21 protein-coding genes and 1 pseudogene are annotated in these 24,109 nt (G+C 70.7%); 14 read left to right on the forward strand and 8 right to left on the reverse strand.

Annotated features, from left to right (window positions below):
- Positions 1-130 precede the first annotated feature (130 nt).
- The 6 genes from scy (at position 131) to H293_RS0136490 (ending at position 9,264) form a co-directional block, all read left to right on the forward strand.
- Positions 131-4,009, forward strand: a complete 3,879-nt coding sequence (scy, locus tag H293_RS0136465) for a polarized growth protein Scy (protein WP_020122749.1) — start codon at positions 131-133, stop codon at positions 4,007-4,009.
- A gap of 183 nt (positions 4,010-4,192) precedes the next feature.
- Positions 4,193-5,128, forward strand: coding sequence for a coiled-coil domain-containing protein (locus H293_RS0136470; RefSeq protein ID WP_020122750.1), 936 nt, complete (start codon positions 4,193-4,195; stop codon positions 5,126-5,128).
- 227 nt (positions 5,129-5,355) lie between these two features.
- The gene (locus tag H293_RS0136475; protein WP_020122751.1) at positions 5,356-6,318 is read left to right on the forward strand and encodes an ABC transporter ATP-binding protein; all 963 of its coding nucleotides are present in this window, start codon (positions 5,356-5,358) and stop codon (positions 6,316-6,318) included.
- Positions 6,319-6,320: 2 nt separating this feature from the next.
- Positions 6,321-7,091, forward strand: coding sequence for an ABC transporter permease (locus H293_RS0136480; RefSeq protein WP_028808509.1), 771 nt, complete (start codon positions 6,321-6,323; stop codon positions 7,089-7,091).
- A 113-nt stretch (positions 7,092-7,204) separates the two neighbouring features.
- Positions 7,205-8,389 carry an ABC transporter ATP-binding protein gene (locus H293_RS0136485; protein WP_020122753.1) on the forward strand — a complete coding sequence of 395 codons (1,185 nt, stop codon included), beginning with the start codon at positions 7,205-7,207 and terminating at the stop codon, positions 8,387-8,389.
- The gene (locus H293_RS0136490; protein WP_020122754.1) at positions 8,386-9,264 is read left to right on the forward strand and encodes an ABC-2 transporter permease; all 879 of its coding nucleotides are present in this window, start codon (positions 8,386-8,388) and stop codon (positions 9,262-9,264) included. The genes H293_RS0136485 and H293_RS0136490 overlap by 4 nt, the downstream gene beginning before the upstream one ends.
- Before the next feature lie 26 nt (positions 9,265-9,290).
- Here the strand turns inward: H293_RS0136490 and H293_RS0136495 are convergent, their stop codons facing one another.
- Entirely contained in the window at positions 9,291-9,632 is a 342-nt protein-coding gene (locus H293_RS0136495; protein ID WP_020122755.1) for a hypothetical protein, read from the reverse strand.
- Positions 9,633-9,855: 223 nt separating this feature from the next.
- Between H293_RS0136495 and H293_RS0136500 the strand changes: the two genes are divergently transcribed.
- Complete coding sequence (locus H293_RS0136500) at positions 9,856-10,884, forward strand: LLM class flavin-dependent oxidoreductase (protein WP_028808511.1); 1,029 nt, start codon at positions 9,856-9,858, stop codon at positions 10,882-10,884.
- Between the two features lie 86 nt (positions 10,885-10,970).
- Here the strand turns inward: H293_RS0136500 and H293_RS0136505 are convergent, their stop codons facing one another.
- Positions 10,971-11,363 (reverse strand): SCO5389 family protein, encoded by a 393-nt coding sequence (locus H293_RS0136505; RefSeq protein ID WP_007384741.1) that lies wholly within the window; start codon positions 11,361-11,363, stop codon positions 10,971-10,973.
- Between the two features lie 255 nt (positions 11,364-11,618).
- Here H293_RS0136505 and nucS point away from each other — a divergent pair, with 255 nt between their 5' ends.
- A complete protein-coding gene (nucS, locus tag H293_RS0136510) occupies positions 11,619-12,290 on the forward strand; it encodes an endonuclease NucS (protein WP_020122757.1) in 672 nt (223 codons plus the stop codon).
- Positions 12,291-12,377: 87 nt separating this feature from the next.
- On the opposite strand, the gene H293_RS0136515 is transcribed toward nucS, so the two are convergent.
- From H293_RS0136515 to H293_RS0136530, 4 genes are all read right to left on the reverse strand, one after another.
- Entirely contained in the window at positions 12,378-14,894 is a 2,517-nt protein-coding gene (locus tag H293_RS0136515) for an ATP-binding protein (protein WP_020122758.1), read from the reverse strand.
- Between the two features lie 229 nt (positions 14,895-15,123).
- Complete coding sequence (locus H293_RS0136520) at positions 15,124-15,447, reverse strand: STAS domain-containing protein (protein WP_007384738.1); 324 nt, start codon at positions 15,445-15,447, stop codon at positions 15,124-15,126.
- A gap of 170 nt (positions 15,448-15,617) precedes the next feature.
- On the reverse strand, positions 15,618-16,466 hold the full coding sequence (locus H293_RS0136525; RefSeq protein ID WP_020122759.1) for a 3-hydroxyacyl-CoA dehydrogenase family protein: 849 nt from the start codon (positions 16,464-16,466) through the stop codon (positions 15,618-15,620).
- 137 nt (positions 16,467-16,603) lie between these two features.
- Positions 16,604-17,245: a TetR/AcrR family transcriptional regulator gene (locus tag H293_RS0136530; protein WP_020122760.1), complete on the reverse strand. Its 642-nt coding sequence runs from the start codon at positions 17,243-17,245 to the stop codon at positions 16,604-16,606.
- 79 nt (positions 17,246-17,324) lie between these two features.
- On the opposite strand from H293_RS0136530, the gene H293_RS0136535 reads away from it, so the two are divergent.
- The 6 genes and pseudogenes from H293_RS0136535 to H293_RS0136565 all read left to right on the forward strand — a co-directional run bounded on the left by H293_RS0136535 (position 17,325) and on the right by H293_RS0136565 (position 22,770).
- The gene (locus H293_RS0136535) at positions 17,325-18,107 is read left to right on the forward strand and encodes an ABC transporter ATP-binding protein (protein WP_020122761.1); all 783 of its coding nucleotides are present in this window, start codon (positions 17,325-17,327) and stop codon (positions 18,105-18,107) included.
- 7 nt (positions 18,108-18,114) lie between these two features.
- Positions 18,115-18,864, forward strand: a complete 750-nt coding sequence (locus H293_RS0136540; RefSeq protein ID WP_020122762.1) for an ABC transporter permease — start codon at positions 18,115-18,117, stop codon at positions 18,862-18,864.
- A 13-nt stretch (positions 18,865-18,877) separates the two neighbouring features.
- The gene (locus H293_RS0136545) at positions 18,878-19,450 is read left to right on the forward strand and encodes a cob(I)yrinic acid a,c-diamide adenosyltransferase (protein ID WP_020122763.1); all 573 of its coding nucleotides are present in this window, start codon (positions 18,878-18,880) and stop codon (positions 19,448-19,450) included.
- 299 nt (positions 19,451-19,749) lie between these two features.
- A pseudogene (locus tag H293_RS50665) lies at positions 19,750-20,190 on the forward strand (sensor histidine kinase); the annotation flags it as partial.
- Complete coding sequence (locus tag H293_RS0136560; protein ID WP_020122765.1) at positions 20,187-20,828, forward strand: response regulator; 642 nt, start codon at positions 20,187-20,189, stop codon at positions 20,826-20,828. The pseudogene H293_RS50665 and the gene H293_RS0136560, both read left to right, overlap by 4 nt.
- Before the next feature lie 118 nt (positions 20,829-20,946).
- On the forward strand, positions 20,947-22,770 hold the full coding sequence (locus tag H293_RS0136565; protein WP_020122766.1) for a glycoside hydrolase family 18 chitinase: 1,824 nt from the start codon (positions 20,947-20,949) through the stop codon (positions 22,768-22,770).
- A 306-nt stretch (positions 22,771-23,076) separates the two neighbouring features.
- Here the strand turns inward: H293_RS0136565 and H293_RS0136570 are convergent, their stop codons facing one another.
- Together H293_RS0136570 and H293_RS0136575 are read right to left on the reverse strand one after the other, a co-directional pair.
- On the reverse strand, positions 23,077-23,523 hold the full coding sequence (locus H293_RS0136570) for a DUF2550 domain-containing protein (RefSeq protein ID WP_020122767.1): 447 nt from the start codon (positions 23,521-23,523) through the stop codon (positions 23,077-23,079).
- 142 nt (positions 23,524-23,665) lie between these two features.
- The gene (locus H293_RS0136575; protein WP_007384727.1) at positions 23,666-24,040 is read right to left on the reverse strand and encodes a F0F1 ATP synthase subunit epsilon; all 375 of its coding nucleotides are present in this window, start codon (positions 24,038-24,040) and stop codon (positions 23,666-23,668) included.
- Positions 24,041-24,109: the final 69 nt, after the last annotated feature.

Genomic DNA, 24,109 nt, shown 5'->3' on the forward strand with positions numbered 1-24,109 from the left:
GGGGGACGAGCGACGGGCAGCAGCCCATGCTCCGTCGTTGATCTGACACCATTCCCCGGGGGCCCCGTTCGGCGGATGGACGGGGCTCGTTTGGAGAGACTTGCGACCAGGGGACGGATGGGACCGCGCAGTGCGGGGCTACGAACGCCAGGAGCGAGAGCCGGCGGCTGACGTCGACCACCTCTCTCGGTTCGAGGCCGAGATGGAGCGGCTGAAGACCGAGCGGGAAAAGGCGATCCAGCACGCCGACGACCTCGGCTACCAGGTCGAGGTGCTGCGCGCCAAGTTGCACGAGGCGCGGCGCACCCTCATGTCCCGGCCCGAATTCGGCGGCGGTGACATCGGCTACCAGGCCGAGCAGTTGCTGCGGAACGCGCAGATCCAGGCCGACCAGTTGCGCCAGGACGCCGAGCGCGAGCTGAGCCAGGTCCGCGCCCAGACCCAGCGCATCCTCCAGGAGCACGCCGAGCAGGCCGCGCGTCTGCAGGCGGAGCTGCACCAGGAGGCCGTCACCCGTCGCCAGCAGCTCGACCAGGAGCTGGCCGAGCGCCGGCAGACCGTCGAGTCGCACGTCAACGAGAACGTGGCGTGGGCCGAGCAGCTGCGCGCCCGCAGCGAGTCGCAGGCCCGACGGCTCCTGGAGGAGTCCCGCGCGGAGGCCGAGCAGGCCATGGCGGCCGCCCGTGCCGAGGCCGAGCGGGTCACCAACGAGGCTCGCCAGCGTCTGCAGAGCGAGGCCGAGGCGGCCCGCGCGGAGGCCGAGCAGCTGCTGCGCCGCGCCCGCGCGGACGCGGAGCGGCTCCTGGAGACCGCCTCCACGCAGGCCCAGGAGGCCACCGACCACGCCGAGCAGCTGCGCACGTCCACCGCGACCGAGTCGGACAGCGCCCGCCGCCAGGCCACCGAGCTGAGCCGGGCCGCCGAACAGCGGATGACGGAGGCCGAGGAGGCGCTGCGCAAGGCGCAGGCCGAGGCCGACAAGGTGCTCACCGAGGCGAAGTCGGCCGCCGAGAAGGCGCTCGCGAGCGCGGAGTCGGCCAATGAGCAGCGCACGCGTACGGCCAAGGAGCAGGTCGCCCGGCTGGTCACCGAGGCCAGCCAGGAGGCCGAGGCGACCAAGGAGGCCGCCGAGCAGATCGTCGCGGATGCCCGCGCCGAGGCCGAGAAGATCGTCACCGAGGCCGCCGAGAAGGCCCGCACGCTCACCGCCGAGGAGAGCGCGACCCAGCTGTCCAAGGCGGCCAAGACCGCCGAGGACGTCCTCAACAAGGCGCAGGAGGACGCGCAGCGGACCACCAAGGCCGCTACCGAGGAGGCCGAGCGGATCCGCCGTGAGGCGGAGACCGAGGCGGACCGGCTGCGCGCCGAGGCGCACGACATCGCCGAGCAGCTCAAGGGCACGGCGAAGGACGACACCAAGGAGTACCGCGCCAAGACGGTCGAGCTGCAGGAGGAGGCCCGCCGGCTGCGCGGCGAGGCCGAGCAGCTGCGCTCCGACGCGGTCGCCGAGGGCGAGAAGATCCGCGCGGAGGCCCGCAAGGAGGCCGTCCAGCAGATCGAGGAGGCGGCCAAGACCGCCGAGGAGCTGCTCTCCAAGGCGAAGGCGGACGCCGACGAGCTGCGCCAGACCGCCACCACGGACAGCGAGAAGGTCCGCACCGAGGCCATCGAGCGCGCCACCACGCTGCGCCGGCAGGCCGAGGACACCCTGGAGCGCACCCGCAACGAGGCCGAGCGGCAGCGCGCCGAGGCCGTCGCACTGTCCGAGGAGATCGCAGCCGCCGCCGAGCGGGCCGCGGACGAGCTGCGCGAGGAGACCGAGCGGGCCATAGAGGCACGCCGTGCCGAGGCCGCCGAGGAACTGACCCGGCTGCGCACCGAGGCCGAGGAGCGTCTCGCCACCGCCGAGCAGGCCCTGACCGAGGCCCGCGAGGAGGCCGCGCGGATCCGCCGCGAGGCCGCCGAGGAGACCGACCGGCTGCGCGGCGAGGCCGCCGAGCGGATCCGCACCCTCCAGCAGCAGGCCGAGGCCGAGGCCGACCGGCTGCGCACCGAGGCCGCGTCCGACGCGTCCGCCTCCCGCGCCGAGGGCGAGGCCGTCGCCGTACGGCTGCGTTCCGAGGCCGCCGCCGAGGCGGAGCGTCTCAAGACCGAGGCCCAGGACACCGCGGACCGCGTCCGGGCGGAGGCGCAGACCGCCGCCGAGCGGATCGCCGCCGAGGCCTCCGAGACGCTGGCCGCCGCCCAGGAGGAGGCCAACCGGCGACGCCGCGAGGCCGAGGAGTACCTCGGCTCGGCCCGCCAGGAGGCCGACCAGGAGCGTGAGCGGGCCCGCGAGCAGAGCGAGGAGCTGCTGGCCTCGGCCCGTAACCGGGTCGAGGAGGCGCAGGCCGAGGCCGTACGGCTGGTCGAGGAGGCGGACCGGCGGGCCACCGAGATGGTGTCGGCCGCCGAGCAGCACGCCCAGCAGGTGCGGGACTCGGTCGCGGGGCTGCACGAGCAGGCGCAGGAGGAGATCACCGGGCTGCGCAGCGCCGCCGAGCACGTGGCGGAGCGCACCCGGCGCGAGGCCCAGGAGGAGGCCGACCGGGTCCGTTCGGACGCCTACTCCGAGCGGGAGCGGGCCAGCGAGGACGCGGCCCGGATCCGGCGCGAGGCCGCCGAGGAGACGGACGCCGCCAAGTCCCTTGCCGAGCGCACCGTCTCGGACGCGATCGCGGAGGCGGAGCGGCTGCGTTCGGAGGCGTCCGAGCTCGCCCAGCGGGCCCGCACCGAGGCCTCGGACGCCATCGCCCAGGCCGACCAGGACGCCTCCCGTACCCGGGCGGACGCCCGCGAGGACGCCAACCGCATCCGTTCGGACGCGGCGCGGCAGGCCGACGCCCTCATCACCGAGGCGCGCAGCGAGGCCGAGCGGCTCACCGAGGAGACGATCACCGACACCGACCGGCTGCGGACGGAGACGGTCGCCGAGGCGGAGCGCGTGCGGGCCGAATCGGTCGCCCAGGCCGAGCAGTTGATCGGGGAGGCCAGCGGGGACGCGGAGCGGCTGCGGGCTGAGGCCGCCCAGACGGTCGGGCAGGCGCAGCAGCACGCGGAGCGGATCCGCAGCGAGGCCGAGCGGGTCAGGGCGGACGCGGCGGCCGCGGCCGAGGAACTGGTCAACTCCGCGCGCGCGGAGGCGGACCGCACCCTCGACGAGGCCCGCAAGGACGCCAACAAGCGGCGTTCCGAGGCGGCCGAGCAGGTCGACACGCTCATCACGGAGACCGCCGCGGAGGCGGACAAGCTGCTCAACGAGGCGCAGCAGCAGGCGCAGAAGACCACCGCGGACGCGGAGGCGCAGGCCGACACCATGGTGGGCGCGGCCCGCCAGGAGGCCGACCGGCTGGTGTCCGAGGCCACGGTCGAGGGCAACGCGCGCGTGGAGAAGGCCCGTACGGACGCGGACGAGCTGCTCGTCGGCGCGCGCCGGGACGCCACCGCCATAAGGGAGCGCGCCGAGGAGTTGCGCGACCGGATCACGGGCGAGATCGAGGCGCTGCACGAGCGGGCCCGGCGTGAGGCCGCGGAGACCATGAAGTCGACCGGTGACCGCTGCGACGCGCTCATCAAGGCCGCGGAGGAGCAGCTCGGCAAGGCGCAGGCGAAGGCCAAGGAGCTGGTCTCGGAGGCCAATTCGGAGGCCGGCAAGGTGCGCATCGCCGCGGTCAAGAAGGCCGAGGGGCTCCTCAAGGAGGCCGAGCAGAAGAAGGCCACGCTGGTCCGGGAGGCCGAGGAGCTCAAGGCCGAGGCGATCCGCGAGGCGAAGCGCACGGTCGAGGAGGGCAAGCGCGAGCTGGAGGTCCTCGTCCGCCGCCGCGAGGACATCAACACCGAGATCTCCCGTGTCCAGGACGTCCTGGAGGCGTTGGAGTCGTTCGAGGCCCCGTCGGCGGGCAAGGACGGCGGCGTCAAGGCGGGCGCCACGGTCGGCGCCCCTCGTTCGGGTAAGCCGTCGGACAGCTGACCGACTGGTCGGAATCCGGTGCCGTCTGGGGCCTTTGACCAAGTTTTTGGCAAGCCGTCCGAGGGTTAGCCACTCAAAAGGGGTGTCATTCTCCAGATCAAACACGTATCCGCTCGATGACACACCGCTTCGGCCCCTAGGATTCCCCCTATCACCTCACCGGTCTCATTTGACAGGAACCCCATGAGCGACACTTCCCCCTACGGCTTCGAGCTTGTGCGGCGTGGGTACGACCGCGCTCAGGTGGACGAACGGATCTCCAAGCTCGTCTCCGACCGTGACAGCGCTCTCTCCCGCATCACCGCCCTGGAAAAGCGCATCGAGGAGCTCCACCTCGAGACGCAGAACGCCCAGGCTCAGGTAAGCGACGCCGAGCCGTCGTACGCCGGCCTCGGCGCGCGTGTCGAGAAGATCCTCCGCCTCGCCGAGGAGGAGGCCAAGGACCTGCGCGACGAGGCCCGTCGCGCGGCCGAGCAGCACCGCGAACTCGCCGAGTCGGCGGCCCAGCAGGTCCGCAACGACGCAGAATCGTTCGCTGCGGAGCGCAAGTCCAAGGCCGAGGACGAGGGCGTCCGGATCGTCGAGAAGGCCAAGAGCGACGCGTCCCAGCTGCGTTCCGAGGCTCAGAAGGACGCGCAGTCCAAGCGTGAGGAGGCGGACGCCCTCTTCGAGGAGACCCGCGCCAAGGCCGCGCAGGCCGCCGCCGACTTCGAGACGAACCTCGCCAAGCGCCGGGAGCAGTCCGAGCGCGATCTGGCCTCGCGTCAGCAGAAGGCGGAGAAGCGTCTCGCGGAGATCGAGCACCGCGCGGAGCAACTGCGCCTGGAGGCCGAGAAGCTGCGCACCGACGCCGAGCGCCGCGCCCGCCAGACGGTGGAGACCGCGCAGCGCCAGGCCGAGGACATCGTGGCCGACGCCAACGCCAAGGCCGACCGCATCCGTTCGGAATCCGAGCGTGAGCTCGCGGCTCTGACGAACCGTCGCGACTCGATCAACGCCCAGCTGACGAACGTCCGCGAGATGCTCGCCACGCTCACGGGCGCCGCGGTGGCCGCCGCCGGCACCCCGGCCGACGACGAGCCGATCTCCCGTGGGGTTCCGGCCCAGCAGTCCCGGTAACACCGCCTGACGGCATCAAGGGCCCGCACCTTCACCCCCGACAGGTGCGGGCCTTTGGCGTGTCCGGGGGCACTGGTGCACCGGGGCCCCGTCCGAGTGACGTGATCTTGGCCCCTGCCTACTGCTTCCGGCCCTCTCCCCCGGGTGGCGCATTTTTGCCCTTCTGGTCGGTCTCCGTTTGCCCGCACGATTGGCATCTGCCGAACCCGCCCCCTAGCGTGGTCCGCATGATCGAGCTGGCGGGCCTGACGAAGCGGTACGGCGAGAAGGTGGCGGTCAACAACCTGACCTTCACCGTCAGACCGGGCATCGTCACGGGCTTCCTGGGTCCCAACGGCGCCGGCAAGTCGACCACCATGCGCATGATGCTCGGCCTGGACCGTCCCACCGCCGGGGACGTCCGCATCGACGGCAAGCACTACGACCAGCTCAAGGACCCGCTGACGTACATCGGCGCCCTGCTGGACGCCAAGGCCATGCACGGCGGGCGCAGCGCCTTCAACCACCTGCTGTGCCTCGCGCAGAGCAACGGCATCCCGACGAAGCGGGTGCACGAGGTCCTCGACACGGTCGGTCTCACCGCCGTCGCGAAGAAGAAGGCCAAGGGGTTCTCGCTCGGTATGGGCCAGCGGCTCGGCATCGCGGGCGCGTTGCTCGGCGATCCGCGGATCCTGATGTTCGACGAGCCGGTCAACGGGCTCGACCCCGAGGGCATCCACTGGATCCGCAACCTGATGAAGTCCCTTGCCGCGCAGGGCCGTACGGTCTTCGTCTCCTCGCATCTCATGAGCGAGATGGCGCTGACCGCCGACCACCTCGTCGTCATCGGCCAGGGGCGGCTGCTCGCCGACACCTCCATGGCCGACTTCATCGCGCAGAACTCGCGGTCCTACGTCCGCATCCGCACCCCGCAGCGCGAGCGGCTGCTGGACGTGCTGCACGCGGCCGGGGTCACCGTCGTCGAGACCGGCAACGGCACGCTGGAGGTCGACGGCAGCAAGTCCGAGTACATCGGCGAGCTGGCCGCCCAGCACCAGCTCGTGCTGCATGAGCTGAGCCCCCAACAGGCCTCCCTGGAGGAGGCGTTCATGCAGCTGACCGCCGAGTCGGTCGAGTACCACGCCCACAGCGACACACCCGTCGAGGCACCGCGGCAGCAGCCGTGGGGCAACGACTGGAAGGGGAAGTGACCATGGCGGCGACCCAGGTCATCCGCTCCGAGTGGACCAAGATCCGGTCGGTGGCCTCCACGGTGTGGACGCTCTCCCTCGCCGTGGTCGTCACCATCGGGCTCGGCATCCTGATCTCGGCCCTGTCGAAGAACGAGTTCGACAACATGAGCCGGCAGGACAAGCTCTCCTTCGACCCGACGTTCATCAGCTTCGCCGGGATGAGCCTCGGGCAGCTCGCGATGATCGTGTTCGGGGTGCTCGTCGTCTCGAACGAGTACAGCACCGGCATGATCCGCACCTCGCTGGCCGCCGTTCCGCAGCGGGGCACCTTCCTGGCGAGCAAGATCGCGGTCGCCACCGGGCTCTCGCTGGCCGTCGGTCTCGTCACCAGCTTCGTCACCTTCTTCCTCGGGCAGGCGATGCTCGGCTCGCACAGGGCGGAGATCGGGGACACCGGGGTGCTGCGCGCGGTCATCGGCGGCGGCCTCTACATGACCCTCATCGCGATGTTCTCGATGGGCGTCGCCGCGATGCTGCGCTCGCCGATGCTGTCGCTGGGCATCCTGATGCCGTTCTTCTTCCTGATCTCCAACATCCTGGGCAACGTCTCGGCGACGAAGAAGATCGGCCGGTTCCTGCCGGATCAGGCCGGCAGCAGGATCATGCAGGTGGTCACCCCGATCGACGACGACACTCCCTACGGCCCCTGGGGCGGGCTCGGGATCATGGCGCTGTGGGTGGCGGTGGCACTGATCGGCGCCTATGTCCTGTTGAAGAAGCGGGACGCGTGACGCGCAAGGCCCTTTGCTTTCATTTGAGCGGAACCGTCAGCGCCCCGATAAGCTCCTAACCCTTACGGGGGGCGTGCGCCCCGCTGTCCTGAACCTTGCGATGGGTGCGGAGCATGATCGAGGCAGTCGGCCTGACCAAGCGCTACGGCGACAAGACCGCTGTGTACAACCTTTCCTTCCAGGTGCGTCCCGGCACCGTCACCGGCTTCCTGGGCCCCAACGGCTCGGGCAAGTCGACGACCATGCGGATGATCCTCGGCCTGGACAACCCCACGTCGGGGCAGGTGACGATCGGCGGCTACCCGTATCGCAGGCTGCCCAACGCGGCCCGGCAGGTCGGTGCGCTGATCGACGCCAAGGCCGTGCACGGCGGCCGGGCGGCCCGAAACCACCTGCTGTGCCTGGCCCAGCTGTCCGGCATCCCGGCCCGCCGGGTGGACGAGGTGCTGGGCGTGGTCGGCCTCCAGGACGTGGCCAGGAAGCGTTCCAAGGGCTTCTCGCTCGGCATGGGCCAGCGGCTCGGCATCGCGGCCGCGCTGCTCGGCGACCCCCAGGTGCTGCTCTTCGACGAGCCGGTCAACGGGCTCGACCCCGAGGGCATCCTGTGGGTGCGCAACCTGATGAAGGCGCTGGCGGCGGAGGGCCGCACGGTCTTCGTCTCCTCCCACCTGATGAGCGAGATGGCGCTGACCGCGGACCATCTCATCGTCATCGGTCGCGGGCAGCTGCTCGCCGACATGAGCATCCAGGACTTCATCGCCGCGAACTCCGCGGGCTTCGCGCGGGTGCGGACGCCCGACACCGAGCCCCAGCTGCGCGAGAAGCTGTCGGCCGCGATCACCGAGGCGGGCGGGCACGTCCTGCCGGAGCAGGACGGCGCGCTGCGCGTGACCGGGCTGCCCCTCCCCCGCATCAGCGACATCGCGCACGACACGGACGTACGCCTGTGGGAGCTGTCGCCGCACCAGGCCTCGCTGGAAGAGGCGTACATGCGGATGACGCAGGGCGCGGTGGACTACCGCTCGACCATCGACCAGAAGGCGGGGCTCATGCAGCCCCTCCCGCCCGGCGCGCAGCCGCCCATGCCGGTCCCGGGCCAGGGCCAGCCGGGCTGGTACGCCCCGCCGCCGCCCCAGCCGGGCGGGCAGCCGTTCGCAGGCCCGCAGGACCCGGCGCAGGCGGGCCCGTACGGCGCCCCCAACCCGTACGCGCAGCCGCCGGCGCAGCCCCCGGCCGCCGCGCCCGCCCCGCAGACATCCGCCCCCGCCACCCCGACCGAGCCCGAGGACGCCCGATGAGCACCCCGCAGCCTTCGATGCCGCAGGCCCAGGCCGCCGTACCGAACTGGCAGTCGGCGGGTGGGCCGTCGTACGCCGGTTACACCTCGCCGATCCCCGTGGTGCGCACCCATCTCGGGCACGCCATCGCCTCGGAGTGGACGAAGATCCGGTCGGTGCGCTCGACGATCTGGACGCTGGGCGTGTTCGTCCTGCTCATGATCGGCATCGGGCTGGGAGCCGCCGCGCTGGTCGCGGCCAACGCCTCGCAGGAGAGCCTGCGCGACGAGAACCCGCTGTCGTTCGGCTTCTTCGGACTGCTGCTCGGCAGCATGTGCGTCATCACGCTCGGCGTGCTGACCACGGCCTCGGAGTACGGCACCGGGATGATCCGTACGACGATGGTCGCCTGCCCCTCCCGCGGCCGGGTCCTCGCGGCGAAGGCGGTGGTGTTCTTCACCGTCGCCTTCGTGACCACCCTGGTCTCGGTCCTCGTGGTCGCCCTCGCGGACGTGGCCCTGCTGGACGGCGCCCGCAACCCGACCGGTCAGGAGTGGCTGAAGGGCACGGTCGGCATCTCGCTCTACATCGCGCTGCTCGGTCTGCTCTCGCTGGTCGTCGGCTCGATCATCCGGCACTCGGCGGGCGCGATCACCGTCATGATCGGTGTCGTGCTGGCCCCGCTGGTCATCGCGCTGTTCATGTTCTCGCAGTCCCTGGAGGGCCTGCGGCAGGCGCTGTTCGAGTACTCCATCCCGAACCAGCTCAGCGTGTTCTACTCCAACTCCCTCACCGAGAGCGGCCCTTCGGACTGGGACCCGCTGTGGATCATCCTGGGTGTGACGGCCGTCGCGTTCGCCGGCGCCTACGCGCTGCTGGAGAAGCGGGACGTGTAGAAGCCCCCGGAGCCCCCTTCGGGGGCTCAGAACCTCGGCGCGTTACGGGACCGCTGCACCCGCGTGGTGCGGCGGTCCCGCGCGTTCCAGCAGGCCTTGTGCCAGTGTCTGCGCTCGTCGACACCCGAGTGGTCCGGCCAGGCCACCACGTGCGGGACACCGTCCGGGATCATCTGGTCGCAGCCCGGGCAGCGGTACGTCTTGCCCTGCGCGCTCGCCCCCGCCACATGCCGGACGTTCCAGTCCTCGCCCTGCCAGTGTGTGGCCGACTGGAAGCCGCCGTAGCGGCCGGACCGGTCGTCCTCGGCACTCCGGCCGGCCGAGTCCGACGAACCGGAACCCTTGGGTCGGTTGCGACGCGGGGACACAGGACACCTCACGGGGCTATACAGGAAGCAGGGACCGCGTCCAGCCTACGCGGCACGCGGCGGGCTACGCGTAGGGCACCAACCCCCACAAGTCCCCCTCCGGGACAACCCATTCTGCAGACAATCGGCAAATCTCTCCACCAGGCCGTGTCCTCGGCACGTGTCAGCCGGTTATGCCGTGTGGGGGAGCTCCGTGTCGGAGCCAAGGAAGCAGGAAAAGCACATGCACGTTGGAAGTTTCGTGTTGGCGGCCCAGTTCCCGGGGCAGGGCCAGGGGGAGGCGCTGCACCGCGCGGTCCGCTCTGCCGAGGTCGCGGAGGAGGCCGGGCTCGACGCGGTCTGGCTGGCAGAACACCACTTCGTGCCGTACGGCACCTGTCCGTCGGCGATCACCCTGGCGGCGCTGCTGCTGGGCCGCACCCGCCGTATCCGCGTCGGCACCGCCGTGAGCGTGCTGCCCACGGTGCACCCCGTGGCCCTCGGGGAGCAGGCCGCGCTGCTGCACATGACGAGCGGCGGGCGCTTCTCGCTGGGCGTGGGGCGCGGCGGTCCGTGGGTCGACCTGGAGGTGTTCGGCTCGGGCCTTGAGGCGTACGAGAAGGGCTTCCCGGAATCACTCGATCTGCTGGTGCGCTGGCTGCGCGAGCCGTCCGTCGGAGCGGCCGGCGAGCGCTTCCGCTTCCGCGAGGTGCCGGTCGTCCCGCGGCCGTCGGAGGCGCTCACGGAAGTCGACGGTCCCGAGGTCGTCGTCGCCTGCACCTCCCCGGCGAGCGTCCGGCTGGCCGCCGAGCGCGGGCTGCCGATGCTGCTCGGGATGCATGTCGGGGACGAGGAGAAGGCGGAGATGGTCGCCCTGTGGCGCAGGCGGGCGCGCGCCGCCGGACACGCGCCCGAGAAGGTGCTGGACGCGCCCCATGTCTCGGCCGGTGTCTGCCAGCTCGCGGACCGGCGCACGGACGCGGTGGAGGCCCTGGTGAAGGCGATGCCGGGGTGGCTCAGGCAGGGACTCGGCGCCCATGTCACGGTCGACGGCCGCGCCCGGCAGATGCGCGATCCGGTGGCCTACACCGAACTGCTCTGCGGACTGCACCCGGTGGGCACCCCGCGGCTCGCCGCCGACCGCCTCGCGGCGACCAGCGAACGGACGGGTGTCTCCCGTTTCGCCCTGCTCGTCGAGGGCTCGGGAGATCTGGCGGCCACCGAGGAGAACGTACGGCGGCTGGGTGCGGAAGTACTGCCGCATCTGACCTGAAACGGAACAACCCTGTCCGGCGGGAGCTTGCCGCCCCGGTACTGATGCACCTCCCGCGTACGGAGCGGCAAGCGAGCGGCGCCGCGTCAGCAGTCCCGGAACTCCGGAGACTGGTTCAGCAGCTGACTGCGCACCGAGGTGAAGCGGACCAGCGTCTCGTCGACGGAGGAGTCCAACGGGAACACCGCCACCCGGTGGCAGTTCTGGAAGGCCAGCCGCACACCGAAGTGCCGCTGAAGCGCGCCGCGTATCGCGTCACTCGCAAGCGCACGCAGCAGCTGACCGCGTGCCTGCTCGTCCGGCGGGGGCGTCTGGTTGTCGGCGAAGTTGCCGCCGTCGACCTTCAGCTGGGCCACCAGGGAGCTGATCATCTCCCATGCGTAGGGCAGGGAGGTCCGGACGCAGTCGACGAATTCCGCTTCGTCGACCTCGCCTCGCTCGGCCTTCTCGAGTAGGGCCGGTGAGACGTCGAGCGACATGGGTTCTCCTCTCGCACCCCTGATTCGTCAGGGGTTGCCGGACAGATGAGGGAGTCCGCGCTGCCGGACACGCTCAGTGCACGCCTCGCGACCTCCCGTTCACTACGGTAGGCAACGGACGGTGACGGCACCAGGAGAATGCGAACAAAGGGCGCTCCCAACAGGCCCACAATCGGCCACAAGTGAACAGGCTTTCTCCACAGCCTTACGGGCCGAATCGCGTGGACATGCGCCCGTCGAGTAGCGTTGCCGACCATGCGTCTCGTCATTGCCCGGTGTTCCGTCGACTACGCGGGCCGGCTCACCGCCCACCTGCCCTCGGCCCCCCGTCTGATCCTGGTGAAGGCCGACGGCAGCGTCTCCATCCACGCCGACGACCGGGCCTACAAGCCCCTGAACTGGATGTCGCCGCCCTGCACGTTGAAGGAGGGGACCGGCGACGAGGAAGGCGTCTGGACCGTCATCAACAAGGCGGGCGAGAAGCTCATCATCACGATGGAGGAGGTCCTGCACGACTCCTCGCACGAACTCGGTGTGGATCCCGGCCTGATCAAGGACGGCGTGGAAGCACACCTTCAGGAACTGCTCGCCGACCGCATCGAGACCCTCGGCGACGGCTACACCCTGATCCGCCGCGAGTACATGACGGCCATCGGCCCGGTCGACATCCTGTGCCGGGACGCCGAGGGGCAGACCGTCGCGGTGGAGATCAAGCGGCGCGGTGAGATCGACGGTGTCGAGCAACTCACCCGCTACCTCGACCTGTTGAACCGCGACCCCCATCTCGCTCCGGTCCGCGGCATCTTCGCCGCGCAGGAGATCAAGCCGCAGGCCCGTGTCCTCGCGACGGACCGCGGTATCGGCTGCCACGTCATGGACTACGACGCGCTGCGGGGCATCGAGGACGACAAGCTGCGGCTGTTCTGACAGCGCCTCTTCCGCTACGACGAGTTCTTCCACGAAGAGGGCCGGGTCCGTTTCTGGACCCGGCCCTCCTGTTGTCGCGCCTGTGCGTCAGATGACCGGCTGCGAGGCGCTTGCCGAGCTGCTCTCCGGGGCGCTGGCCGAGCTGCTGGTCTCCACCGGGGTGGTGGAGGCGGGGCCGCTGGCCGAGGTGGAGTTGCTCGGGGTCGTGTCGGTCGGGGTGGGCGTGGCGCTGTCCGACGGGGAGCCCGACCCGGACGGCGTCGTTGACGGGGTACCGGAACCCGTCGGCGTGGGCGGAGTCGACGGCTTGGTCGTCGAGGGCTTGGGGGATGTCGGTTTCGGAGAGCTCGGCGTGCTCCCCGGCTTCTTCGTCCCACTTGGATCGTCCGAAGGCTCCGCCCCACCCGTGGGCGTCGGATCGTCCGAAGTGCCGTACGTCCCGTCGGGCCCGGGATCGGTCGGACGGGATGTCGCCTTGCCCGTGTCGCCCTTGCCGTCGTCGTTCTTCGGGACGTCCGCGCCGAGGTTGCCGTCGTCGATGCCGACGCTGGCCGACGGGTTGACGCCGACCTGGTCGGACGGGGCGTTCGGGTCGTTGTCGGAGGTGGCGCCCAGGGTCACGACCGTGCCGAGCACCGCGACCAGCAGCGCGCCCGCGCCGGCCGCGACGAGGTTGCGCTTGGCGAGGCCCTTGAGTCCGCCCCGGGCCTTGCGCGAGGGCGCGGACGTGGAGGGCGAGCGGTGGACGACGATCGTCTGCGAGTCGGCCGGCGGCTGGAGCGGCGGGAAGGCCGCGGGGACTCCCCCGGGCGGTGAGGCGGACTCGTCGTACCGGGCGTCGGGCAGCTCCTCGCCCGCCATCGCGCCGAGGCCGGCCAGGCCGGGCGCGCTGCCGTCCCGGTCGGAGACGAGGGCGAGGGCGCGGCGGCCCGCGACGGTGCCGCGCTTGTCGGCGAGGGCGCCGCGCAGGCCGACGGAGGCCTCCAGTTCGGCGCGGGCCCGGTCGAGCTGTCCGCCGCAGAGCGCGAGGATGCCGAGCTCGTGGTGGAAGTAGGCCTGTTCGGAGACCTCACCGGCCAGCCGGGAGGCCTCGGAACCGGCCCGCAGGCAACGCTCCCAGGCGCCCCAGTGGCCGCCGGCGGCGAACGCGGGCGCCGCCGTGCGGGCCAGCTGAACGGTCACGGCCTCCTCGCCCTCGTCGGGCGCGGTGGTGACCGGGACCAGGACGGCGAGGGCGGCCAGCAGGGCGTCGGCCTCCGCGCAGACCCGCTCGGGGGTGACCGAGGGGTGTCCGGCCCACCAGCCGTAGTGCTGGGCGGCGGTGAGGGCGCGGCTCTCGATGTCGTCGCCGTATCCGGCGGCCTCCAGCTGGGCGAGGACACCGGCGGCGAGCCGGTAGCGGGAGCCGACCGGGGAGACCAGACCGCAGTCCGCGAGCTCACCGAGGGCGGCGTCCGCGTGGGTGTCGCCGATCAGGGCGGGCAGGTGCGCCTGGTGGGGCACCTCGCCGCCGAGCGCGACCGCGAACCGCAGGGTGGCGCGCGCGGACTCGCTCAGCCGGGAGGCGAGCAGTGGAGCGGGAGCGGCGGCCTCGCCGAGCGCGGGCAGGGAAATCTCCTCGCCCTCGTCGGGGGCGAACAGCGCGTCGACAGGGGCCGCGTCCGCGAAGACGCCGAACTCGTCGACGGCACTGGTCCCGGCCCGCAGCCGGTCGCGCTGCCTGAGCAGGGCGCCGGCCTGGACGAAGCGCAGGGGCAGGCCCTCGGACTCGAACCAGAGGTCGCCCGCCCAGTTCGACTCCTCCTCCGTCAGGACCCGGCCGACGGAACGCTCCAGGAGCTCCACACCGTCGGCGCGCTCCAGGCCGCTGAGGAAGACCTCCTCGACGGCGGAGTCGGCCGAGGGCGCGGGCACGTCGGGCGTCGCGCCGATCACGAAGGCGCACTCGGGGGTGGCGTCGAGCAGTTCGTCGAGGGCCGCGCCGCCGAACTCGATGTCGTCGAGGACGACGACCGCGCCGATCTCCCGCACGCAGGAGAGCAGCTCGTCCCGGTCGGGGCGGTGCAGGGGCGCGTCGAAGACAGCGTAGAAGAGGTCGTACAGCAGCTCGGTCGCCGTGCGGTGGAAGCCGGTGAGGCGGACCACGCCGTCGGGGGCGAGGTCCGAGCAGTCCTCGGCGACGACGTCGAGGAGGCTCGTGCGACCGGAGCCGGCGGGGCCGGTCAGGCGTACCGAGCGGCCTCGGGCGGACAGCCGTACGAGTCGCTCGCGCTCGTCCTGGCGGGCCAGGAGCGGCAGGGCGGTGCGGGTCGGTCCGGGTGGGACGGGCGGGCGGGCCGCTCGGTCCACCTCGGCGCGTTCGGCGCTGCCGAACTTCGCGGGGCGGGCCGGTCGCTCGCCGGGCGGGCAGGCCTCTATCTCGCTGCCGTCGACGGGGTTGACGGTGAGCAGGAAGTCACCCGCGACGAGCTGCACGGTGCGGGCGAGCGCCGGCGTGTGCTGGCCGAATTCGGATGTGAGGGAGTCCCTGGGAGGCCGCTGACGCGGCGAGCCGCCGTCGTCGTCATGGCCGTACTCCTCGGGTCCCCGGTTGTTCGGGTCCATAGGTTCAAGCCCCCCAAAAGCGTCTCGTGTGCCGACAGTGGCCCCTCCCGGCCTGCAGCACACCGCGCTGTCGCTTCTGGTCCGGGCCCGCTGGAAGGGATGCAGACAGCAGGCGACCGAACCCTAAACCTTCGCACAGTATCTACGACAGCCCGGGGTACCGCGCCGTCCGAGACGTCACAGTCTCGTGAGGATTGCGCGGGACCTGCGTTTCGCCACGTCGGACCGGTCAGACGCGGGGCAGCGACTCCACGCCGATGCCGCCCTCGATCGCCAGGATGCGGTGCAGCCGGGTGGCGACCAGGAGGCGTTGCATCTGCGCCGGTACGTCGCGCAGCACCAGCCGGCGGCCGCAGCGGCCGGCCCTGCGGTGGGCCCCCATGATCACCCCGAGACCGGTGGCGTCCCAGGAATCCAGCTCGGACAGGTCGAGCACCAGGTCGCCGACTCCGTCGTCGACGGCCGAATGCAGGACCGTACGGGCGTCCGCCGCGCTGCGGACGTCGAGGCGGCCCCCGACGACCAGCTCGGCGTGGTCGCCCCTGATGTACATATGCGCTCCCCGAGAGTGCCTGTAGTACTCCACGAATCTGATGTCCAGTGATGACACCTCTGACTGCGTAGGGCGGTCGGAGGTTGCCGTCTGTAAGCGAACCGATACCGAATTCACCCCTCGGGGTGAAACCAGAGGGGCTTGTGCGGTTACGGGGACGGAAAAAGCCGTCAGTGCTTGTAGAAGCCCTGCCCGCTCTTGCGTCCGATGTCACCGGCGTCCACCATCCGGCGCATCAGCTCCGGCGGGGCGAACTTCTCGTCCTGGGACTCGGTGTAGATGTTGCTGGTGGCGTGCAGCAGGATGTCGACGCCGGTCAGGTCCGCCGTGGCGAGCGGTCCCATGGCGTGGCCGAAGCCCAGCTTGCAGGCGAGGTCGATGTCCTCGGCGGTCGCGACGCCCGACTCGTAGAGCTTGGTCGCCTCGACGACGAGGGCGGAGATGAGACGGGTGGTCACGAATCCCGCCACGTCCCGGTTCACGACGATGCAGGTCTTGCCGACGGACTCGGCGAACTCCCGCGCGGTGGCGAGGGTTTCGTCGCTCGTCTTGTAGCCGCGGACCAGCTCGACGAGCTGCATCATCGGCACCGGCGAGAAGAAGTGCACCCCGACGACCCGTTCCGGGCGCTCGGTGGCCGCCGCGATCTTGGTGATCGGGATCGCGGAGGTGTTGGAGGCCAGTACGGCGTCAGGGCGCACGATCTTGTCCAGCGTGCGGAAGATCTCGTGCTTGACTTCGAGCTTCTCGAACACGGCCTCGACGACGATGTCGGCGTCTGCGGCCGCATCCATGTCGGTGGTCGCGGTGATCCGGGCGAGGGCCGCGTCGGCGTCGTGCGCCTCCAGCTTCCCCTTGCTCACGAACTTGTCGTACGAAGCCTTGATACCGTCGGTACCGCGCTTCAGCGCCTCGTCGGTGACGTCCCGCAGGACCACGTCCCAGCCCGCCTGGGCGGATACCTGAGCGATGCCGGAACCCATCAGGCCGGCGCCGATGACGGCAAGCTTCCGTGCCACTGTTGCGACTCCCCTTTGAAACGCCTTACGCCCTGTTTACGTTGCCTCTGCGGCGGACACTAGCGCTCGTGAAGGGCTGTGTGACCGGTTAGTAATGCGCGTCACGTCTCATCTGACGGACATCACACCGGTAGCTGTCACGAGTGGTCTCGTACGGCGTAGTTGAGCACCTTATCGCTCAACAACTCCTCCATGTCGTCGAGAAGCGCGAGTGTCTCTCGTGATACTTCGTCCGGTTCGCGCCCCGCGACCATCTCGTGCCCGATGCTGCCCATGACCGTCTGGTGGATCCAGTTGATCTGACCTGCGATCAGGGCGGGCAGCGGATCGCCGGGCGCGGCGCCCGTCTCCTCCCGGAGGGTCGTCTCCAGGTTCTCCTGGACCTCCTGCTGGATGCTCCACAGCCGGGAGCGGAGCGGGGGTGCGTCGTGGATGACCCGCATGAAACGGTCATAGCCCGGCATCAGGCCGACCCGGGGCGAGACCGCCTCGACCTCGTCGCGCAGCTCCCTGAGTACGGCGGCCGCCGCCGACTCGCCCACGTCCCGCCCGCGCACCCAGCGCGAGAGGCGGTCGACGACGCCCTTGCTGCGGTCGAGGAAGAGGTCCTCCTTGGTCGGGAAGTAGTTGTAGACGGTGTTCACGGACACGTCGGCGGCGTCCGCCACCTCGGCGATCGTCACCGTGACGAAGCCGTGCTCCAGGAACAGCCCCGTGGCGATGTCCGAGATCCGCTGCCTGGTCTCGCGCTTCTTCCGCTCCCTGAGCCCCTCTGCCATGGGTCGAATGCTAGCTTCGTGGGCCGTCTGAAATTTTGGGGCCATTGCAAAGTTTAAGAGACTCTGTTTTTCTTGGCCCATGCCCATCATCAGTACGGCCTCGCTCGCCCGTACCTTCCAGACCCGGCGTGGCCCCGTGGAAGCCGTGCGCGGCATCGATCTGACCGTCCGCGAGGGCGAGATCCTCGGCTTCCTCGGCCCGAACGGAGCCGGGAAGACCACCACGCTCCGGATGCTCACGACCTTGCTCGAACCCACCGGCGGCGCGGCCACCGTGGCCGGCCACGACCTCGCGACCGACGCCGCCGGGGTGCGCCGGGTGTGCGGGTACGTGGCCCAGTCCGGCGGGGTGGACCCACAGATCTCCGTACGCGAGGAACTGGTCACCCAGGGCCGCCTGTACCGCCTGACGAAAGCCCAAGCAGTAGCGCGTGCAGCCGAGTTGGCCCGCGACCTGGATCTCACCGACCTGCTCGACCGCAGGTGCGGCACGCTCTCCGGTGGTCAGCGCCGCCGCCTCGACATCGCGATGGCGCTCACGCACCGCCCGAAGGTGCTGTTCCTCGACGAGCCGACGACCGGCCTGGACCCCGCGAGCCGCGCCGACCTGTGGGACCTGGTCCGCGGACTGCGCGACGCGCACGGCACGACCGTCTTCCTGACCACTCACTACCTCGACGAGGCCGACGCCCTCGCCGACCGCCTCGTGATCGTCGACCAGGGCGTGGTCGTGGCCGAGGGCACACCGAGCGCCCTGAAACTGGAGTACGGCGGCTCGATCGACGCCTCGCTCCAGGACACCTTCCTCGCGATCACCGGCCGAGGTCCCCTCCCGGCCGACGCCGCCCCCGTAGCCGTATAGGACAGCCATGCTTCTGCACGACACCTCGATCATCTACGGCCGCTACCTGCGCCAGTCCCTGCGCTCCCGCTTCGCGCTGCTGTTCGGCGTCCTGATGCCCTTGCTGTACCTGGTCTTCTTCGGTCCGCTGCTCACCGGTCTCCCGCTGGGTGGGCGCGGCAGTTCCTGGCAGGTCCTGGTGCCGGGGCTGCTGCTCCAACTGGGGCTGTTCGGGGCGCTGTTCGCGGGCTTCATGATCATCCTGGAGAAGGGGCAGGGGGTGACGGAGCGGATGCGGGTCACGCCCGTCAGCCGGCTCGCCCTGCTCCTTGGCAGGGTGCTGCGGGAGGCGACGGTGTTCGTCTTCCAGGCGGTGCTGCTGGTGCTCGCCGCGGTCGCGATGGGGTTGCGGGCACCGCTGGCCGGGGTCCTGATCGGCTTCGCGTTCGTCGCCCTGCTGACCGTCTCGCTGGCCTCGCTGTCGTACGCGCTGGCGATGAAGGTCCGTACACCCCAGGAGTTCGGTCCGCTGGTCAACGCGGTGTCGATGCCGTCGATGCTGCTGTCCGGCCTGATGCTCCCGATGACCCTGGGCCCGGCCTGGCTGGACGTCCTGTCGCACCTCATGCCGTTCCGCTATCTGGTGGACGCGATGCGGGACGCGTACGTCGGCTCGTACACGACGGATCACATGCTGTACGGCGTCCTGGTCGCCGTCGCCCTGACGGTGGTGGCCGTGACAGTGGGCACACGGGTCTTCCGGACGTCCGGGGCGTAATTACCCTGGCCTCATGGTCAATCTGACGCGCATCTACACCAGGACCGGCGACCGGGGCACCACCGCCCTCGGCGACATGAGCCGGGTCGCCAAGACCGATCTGCGGATCTCCGCGTACGCGGACGCCAACGAGGCGAACGCGGTGATCGGCAGCGCGATCGCGCTGGGCGGGCTCGACGAGGAGGTCGTCAAGGTCCTCACCCGGGTGCAGAACGACCTGTTCGACGTCGGAGCCGACCTGTCCACGCCCGTGGTCGAGAACCCCGAGTTCCCGCCCCTGCGCGTCGAGCAGTTCTACGTCGACAAGCTGGAGGCGGACTGCGACCGCTTCAACGAGCGGCTGGAGAAGCTCCGCTCCTTCATCCTCCCGGGCGGCACCCCGGGCGCGGCCCTGCTCCACCAGGCCTGCACGGTCGTACGCCGGGCCGAGCGCTCGACCTGGGCGGCCCTGGAGGTCCACGGTGACCACATGAACCCGCTCACCGCGACCTATCTGAACCGGCTGTCGGACCTGCTCTTCATCCTGGCGCGGACGGCCAACAAGGACGTGGGGGATGTCTTGTGGGTGCCTGGCGGCGAACGCTAGCGAACCCCTCCCCGGCCGGGGGTCCGGGGGTTGCCCCCGGAAGACGCAGCATCCTGGCGCGGACGGCCAACAAGGATGTCGGGGACGTCCTGTGGGTGCCCGGCGGCGAACGCTAGCGAATACCCCTCCCCGGCCGGATGTGGGGACGTGCTCCGAGTGTCGGGCGGGGAGCGTCAGCGCTCGCGCTTCGGGAACAGCGTGTAGCTGCCGGCGATGACCAGGTTGATGCCGATCAGCCAGAGCATGCGCTGCTGCCAGGCGCGCAGCGAGTCGGTCTGCCCGTCGCCGACGTACCAGACCGCCGGCTGATCGGCATCCTGCGCGACGGCGACCACGAACCCTCCGCCGTCCCCACCCTCGACGGCCTCACCGCCCTCGTCGACGGAGCCCGCGCCAACGGTCTGGACGTCACCCTGGACGCCTGCCACCACACCTCCGTGCCCGCTCCGGTCGAACTCGCCGCTTACCGCATCGTCCAGGAGTCGCTGACCAACGCCCTCAAGCACGCCTGTCCCGGCCGGGTCACGGTGTCCCTCGCCGAGCGGGACGGCGATCTGACGGTCGAGGTGAGCAGTCCGTACGGCGACCGGGACGGGCCGCGCGCCCCCGGTTCAGGGGCCGGTCTGGTCGGGATGCGGGAGCGGGCCACGCTGCTCGGCGGCGCGTTCGACGCCGGTCCCGACGGGGCGCACTGGACCGTACGCGCCACCCTGCCCCTGGACGAAGGAGTCCCCGAATGATCCGTGTCCTCGTCGCCGAGGACCAGTCCGCCGTCCGCGCCCGGCTCGTCCTCATCCTGCGCAGCGCTCCCGGCATCGAGGTGGTCGGCGAGGCGGCGGACGGTGAGCAGGCGGTGGCGCTGGCCCGGGAGCTGAGACCGGATCTGGTGCTGATGGACGTCCAGATGCCGCGGCTGGACGGGGTGTCGGCGACACGGAAGGTCGTCGCGGAAGGGCTCGCGGACGTCCTCGTGCTGACCACCTTCGACCTCGACGAGTACGTGTTCGGGGCCCTGCGGGCCGGCGCCGCGGGTTTCCTGCTGAAGAACACGGAGGCGAAGGACCTCATCACGGCCGTGCGCACGGTGGCGCGGGGCGAGGGCATCGTCGCCCCGGCCGTCACCCGGCGTCTGATCGCCGAGTTCGCCGCCAGGCCGGTCCGCGGGACGAGCGTCGATCCGGCCGTCCTCGGCACCCTCACCCGCCGGGAACGCGAGGTGCTCTCCTACCTCGGGGAGGGCCTGTCCAACGCCGACATCGCCGAGCGCCTGGACATGGCCGAGGCCACGGCGAAGACGCACGTCAGCCGTCTGCTGGGGAAGCTGGAGCTGCGCAGCCGGGTGCAAGCGGCCGTACTGGCGCAGGAGTTGGGCGTCTAGTTGCGTCTTGCACCAAGGTGGTCCAGACCTATTGACCTGTGGTCCAGACCTTTCTATTCTCGCGGCACCGTGGGTGTGAAGGCTCAGTCACGCCCCCAACTCCCCTAGGAGGCGCACGATGCGCTTCAGACACAGAGCCGCGGCAGGGTTCGCGACGCTGTTGCTCCCCTTCGCCGGCCTGGTCGGCCTCGCGAGCCCAGCCCAGGCCGCGAGCACCGCCACCGCCACCTACGCCAAGACCCAGGACTGGGGCACCGGCTTCGAAGGCAAGTGGACGGTGAAGAACACCGGTACCACCAGCCTCAGTTCCTGGACCGTCGAGTGGGACTTCCCCTCCGGCACCTCCGTCACCTCCGCCTGGGACGCCGACGTCACCTCCGCCGGCACCCACTGGACCGCCAAGAACAAGTCCTGGAACGGCACCCTCGCGCCCGGCGCCTCCGTCTCCTTCGGCTTCAACGGCGCCGGCAGCGGCTCCCCCGCCAACTGCAAGCTGAACGGCGGCAGTTGTGACGGCGGGTCCACTCCGGGCGACGCGGCCCCGTCCGCCCCCGGCACGCCCACCGCCTCCGGCATCACCAACACCTCGGTGAAACTGGCCTGGAGCGCCGCCACCGACGACAAGGGCGTCAAGAACTACGACGTCCTGCGCGACGGCGCCAAGGTGGCGACCGTGACGACGACGTCGTACACGGACACCGGCCTGACCGCCGGCACCGACTACTCGTACACCGTGCAGGCCCGCGACACCGCCGACCAGACGGGTCCGGCCAGCGGGGCGGTCGCGGTGCGCACCACCGGCGGCACCACCGAACCGCCGCCCACCGGCTCCAAGGTCAAGCTCGGCTACTTCACCGAGTGGGGCATCTACGGCCGCAACTACAACGTCAAGAACCTGGTGACGTCGGGCTCGGCCGCCAAGATCACACACATCAACTACGCCTTCGGCAACGTCACCAACGGCCAGTGCGCCATCGGCGACTCCTACGCCGACTACGACAAGGCCTTCACCGCCGACCAGTCGGTCAGCGGCGTCGCCGACACCTGGGACCAGCCGCTGCGCGGCAACTTCAACCAGCTGCGCCAGCTGAAGGCCAAGTACCCGAACATCAAGGTCCTGTGGTCCTTCGGCGGCTGGACCTGGTCCGGCGGCTTCGCCCAGGCCGCGGCCAACCCGGCCGCGTTCGCGCAGTCCTGCTACAACCTGGTCGAGGACCCGCGCTGGGCCGACGTCTTCGACGGCATCGACATCGACTGGGAGTACCCGAACGCCTGCGGGCTGTCCTGCGACACCAGCGGGGCAGCGGCCTACAAGAACCTGATGCAGGCCCTGCGCGCCAAGTTCGGCACCGGCAACCTGGTCACCGCGGCCACCACGGCCGACGGCACCTCCGGCGGCAAGATCGACGCCGCCGACTACGCGGGCGCCGCGCAGTACGTCAACTGGTACAACGTGATGACGTACGACTTCTTCGGCGCGTTCGACGCGGACGGCCCGACCGCCCCGCACTCCCCGCTCACCACCTACAACGGCATCCCCCAGGCCGGGTTCACCACCGCCGACGCGATCGCCAAGTTCAAATCGAAGGGCGTGGCCGCGAGCAAGCTGCTCATCGGCATCGGCTTCTACGGCCGCGGCTGGACCGGCGTCACCCAGGCGGCACCCGGCGGCACAGCCACCGGACCGGCGCCCGGCACCTACGAGCAGGGCATCGAGGACTACAAGGTCCTCAAGACGTCCTGCCCGGCCACCGGCACCATCGCGGGCACGGCCTACGCCTACTGCGGCAACAACTGGTGGTCCTACGACACCCCCGCGACGATCGCCGGGAAGATGTCCTGGGCCAAGAACCAGGGTCTGGGCGGCGCGTTCTTCTGGGAGTTCAGCGGCGACACCGCGGGCGGTGAGCTGGTGAGCGCCATCAACAGCGGACTGAGCTGACCCACGATCCACTGAGGGCGCGCGGCATGTGCCGCGCGCCTTCGGCGTACTCCCCCCAGGGCCGTTCGGCCCTCGCCGAGGGACCATCAGCGGCCGCAAGACAGCTGCCGACGGGGAACAATCGGTATCTCGACCGCAAGCGGAATGACTCATTCGGGGGGACGAATGACACGCAGTTCCAGCAACAGGCGAAACCCCGGCAGCCCGTCGGCCAGGCCCAGGACGGCCTACGTGGGGATGTTCACCGGGACGACGGTCGCGGCACTCCTGACCGTCTGGCCCGCCGGCGTCACCGTGACCCTCGGCTCAGGCCACGTTGACACGCTGACCGGGGGGAGCTGCCTCCAGCCACGCCAGGAAACCGGTCAGCGCGTCCTCGCTCATGGCGAGTTCGAGACGCGTGCCCCGGTGCAGACAGGTCAGGATGACGGCGTCGGAGAGCAGGGCCATCTCCTCCTCCCCGTCGGGGAGACGACGGCCGGCGACCTCGATCGCGGCCCGCTCCAGGACCCGGCGCGGGCGATAGGCGTAGGAGAAGACGCGATACCACTCGACGCGGTCGCCGTTGTAGCGGGCGACGCCGTAGCTCCAGCCCTTGCCGCTGGGATCGGTCTTCTCCGGGACGTCCCACCGCAGGGAACAGTCGAAAGTGCCGCCGGAGCGCTGGATGAGTCTGCGCCGCAGACCGAAGACGAACAGCCCCAGCACCACCAGGGCCACGACGATTCCGCACACAGTCAGAGCGAGGACCATCGACACCGACCTCCTCGTCTCCTAGGTACCTTCAGTAGGTAACGGAACGGAAAAAACATCCAGATCTGCCTCAGCCGCGACCGGCTCCGGATCGCTCCGGTGCCGGCCGCGGCTGAGTGACGTCATACGGCTCCGCGCTGGTTCAGCGCGCAGTCGCCGCGCGCAGTCGTACGTCCGCGCGACGCTCGGCGGCGGCGTCGCCCTCCGCCTTCGCGCGCTCCAGCTCCCGCTCCGCGCGCTGGACGTCGATCTCGTCCGACAGCTCGGCGATCTCGGCCAGCAGCGACAGCTTGTTGTCGGCGAACGAGATGAAACCGCCGTGCACCGCGGCGACGACCGTCCCCCCATCGCTCGTACGGATGGTCACCGGGCCCGACTCCAGCACACCGAGCAGCGGCTGGTGACCGGGCATGACGCCGATGTCGCCGGACGTGGTGCGCGCGACGACCAGGGTGGCCTCGCCGGACCAGACCTCTCGGTCGGCCGCGACCAGCGCGACGTGCAGCTCAGCAGCCAAGGTGGCTCCTCGGGTCACCACCCGGCGGTTCGGCCGGGTGTTGGTTACAAGTCTAGTGGGCGTGAAAGA

It is taken from the genome of Streptomyces canus 299MFChir4.1, from assembly GCF_000383615.1.
Classification (GTDB): Bacteria; Actinomycetota; Actinomycetes; order Streptomycetales; family Streptomycetaceae; genus Streptomyces; species Streptomyces canus_C.

Coding starts and splice junctions, on each gene's coding strand:
- H293_RS0136470 (WP_020122750.1), top strand. CDS start 4,193: ATGAGCGACACTTCCCCCTACGGCTTCGAGCTTGTGCGGCGTGGGTAC.
- H293_RS0136475 (WP_020122751.1), top strand. CDS start 5,356: ATGATCGAGCTGGCGGGCCTGACGAAGCGGTACGGCGAGAAGGTGGCG.
- H293_RS0136480 (WP_028808509.1), top strand. CDS start 6,321: ATGGCGGCGACCCAGGTCATCCGCTCCGAGTGGACCAAGATCCGGTCG.
- H293_RS0136485 (WP_020122753.1), top strand. CDS start 7,205: ATGATCGAGGCAGTCGGCCTGACCAAGCGCTACGGCGACAAGACCGCT.
- H293_RS0136490 (WP_020122754.1), top strand. CDS start 8,386: ATGAGCACCCCGCAGCCTTCGATGCCGCAGGCCCAGGCCGCCGTACCG.
- H293_RS0136500 (WP_028808511.1), top strand. CDS start 9,856: ATGCACGTTGGAAGTTTCGTGTTGGCGGCCCAGTTCCCGGGGCAGGGC.
- H293_RS0136505 (WP_007384741.1), bottom strand. CDS start 11,363: ATGTCGCTCGACGTCTCACCGGCCCTACTCGAGAAGGCCGAGCGAGGC.
- nucS (WP_020122757.1), top strand. CDS start 11,619: ATGCGTCTCGTCATTGCCCGGTGTTCCGTCGACTACGCGGGCCGGCTC.
- H293_RS0136515 (WP_020122758.1), bottom strand. CDS start 14,894: ATGGACCCGAACAACCGGGGACCCGAGGAGTACGGCCATGACGACGAC.
- H293_RS0136520 (WP_007384738.1), bottom strand. CDS start 15,447: ATGTACATCAGGGGCGACCACGCCGAGCTGGTCGTCGGGGGCCGCCTC.
- H293_RS0136530 (WP_020122760.1), bottom strand. CDS start 17,245: ATGGCAGAGGGGCTCAGGGAGCGGAAGAAGCGCGAGACCAGGCAGCGG.
- H293_RS0136535 (WP_020122761.1), top strand. CDS start 17,325: ATGCCCATCATCAGTACGGCCTCGCTCGCCCGTACCTTCCAGACCCGG.
- H293_RS0136540 (WP_020122762.1), top strand. CDS start 18,115: ATGCTTCTGCACGACACCTCGATCATCTACGGCCGCTACCTGCGCCAG.
- H293_RS0136545 (WP_020122763.1), top strand. CDS start 18,878: ATGGTCAATCTGACGCGCATCTACACCAGGACCGGCGACCGGGGCACC.
- H293_RS0136560 (WP_020122765.1), top strand. CDS start 20,187: ATGATCCGTGTCCTCGTCGCCGAGGACCAGTCCGCCGTCCGCGCCCGG.
- H293_RS0136565 (WP_020122766.1), top strand. CDS start 20,947: ATGCGCTTCAGACACAGAGCCGCGGCAGGGTTCGCGACGCTGTTGCTC.
- H293_RS0136570 (WP_020122767.1), bottom strand. CDS start 23,523: ATGGTCCTCGCTCTGACTGTGTGCGGAATCGTCGTGGCCCTGGTGGTG.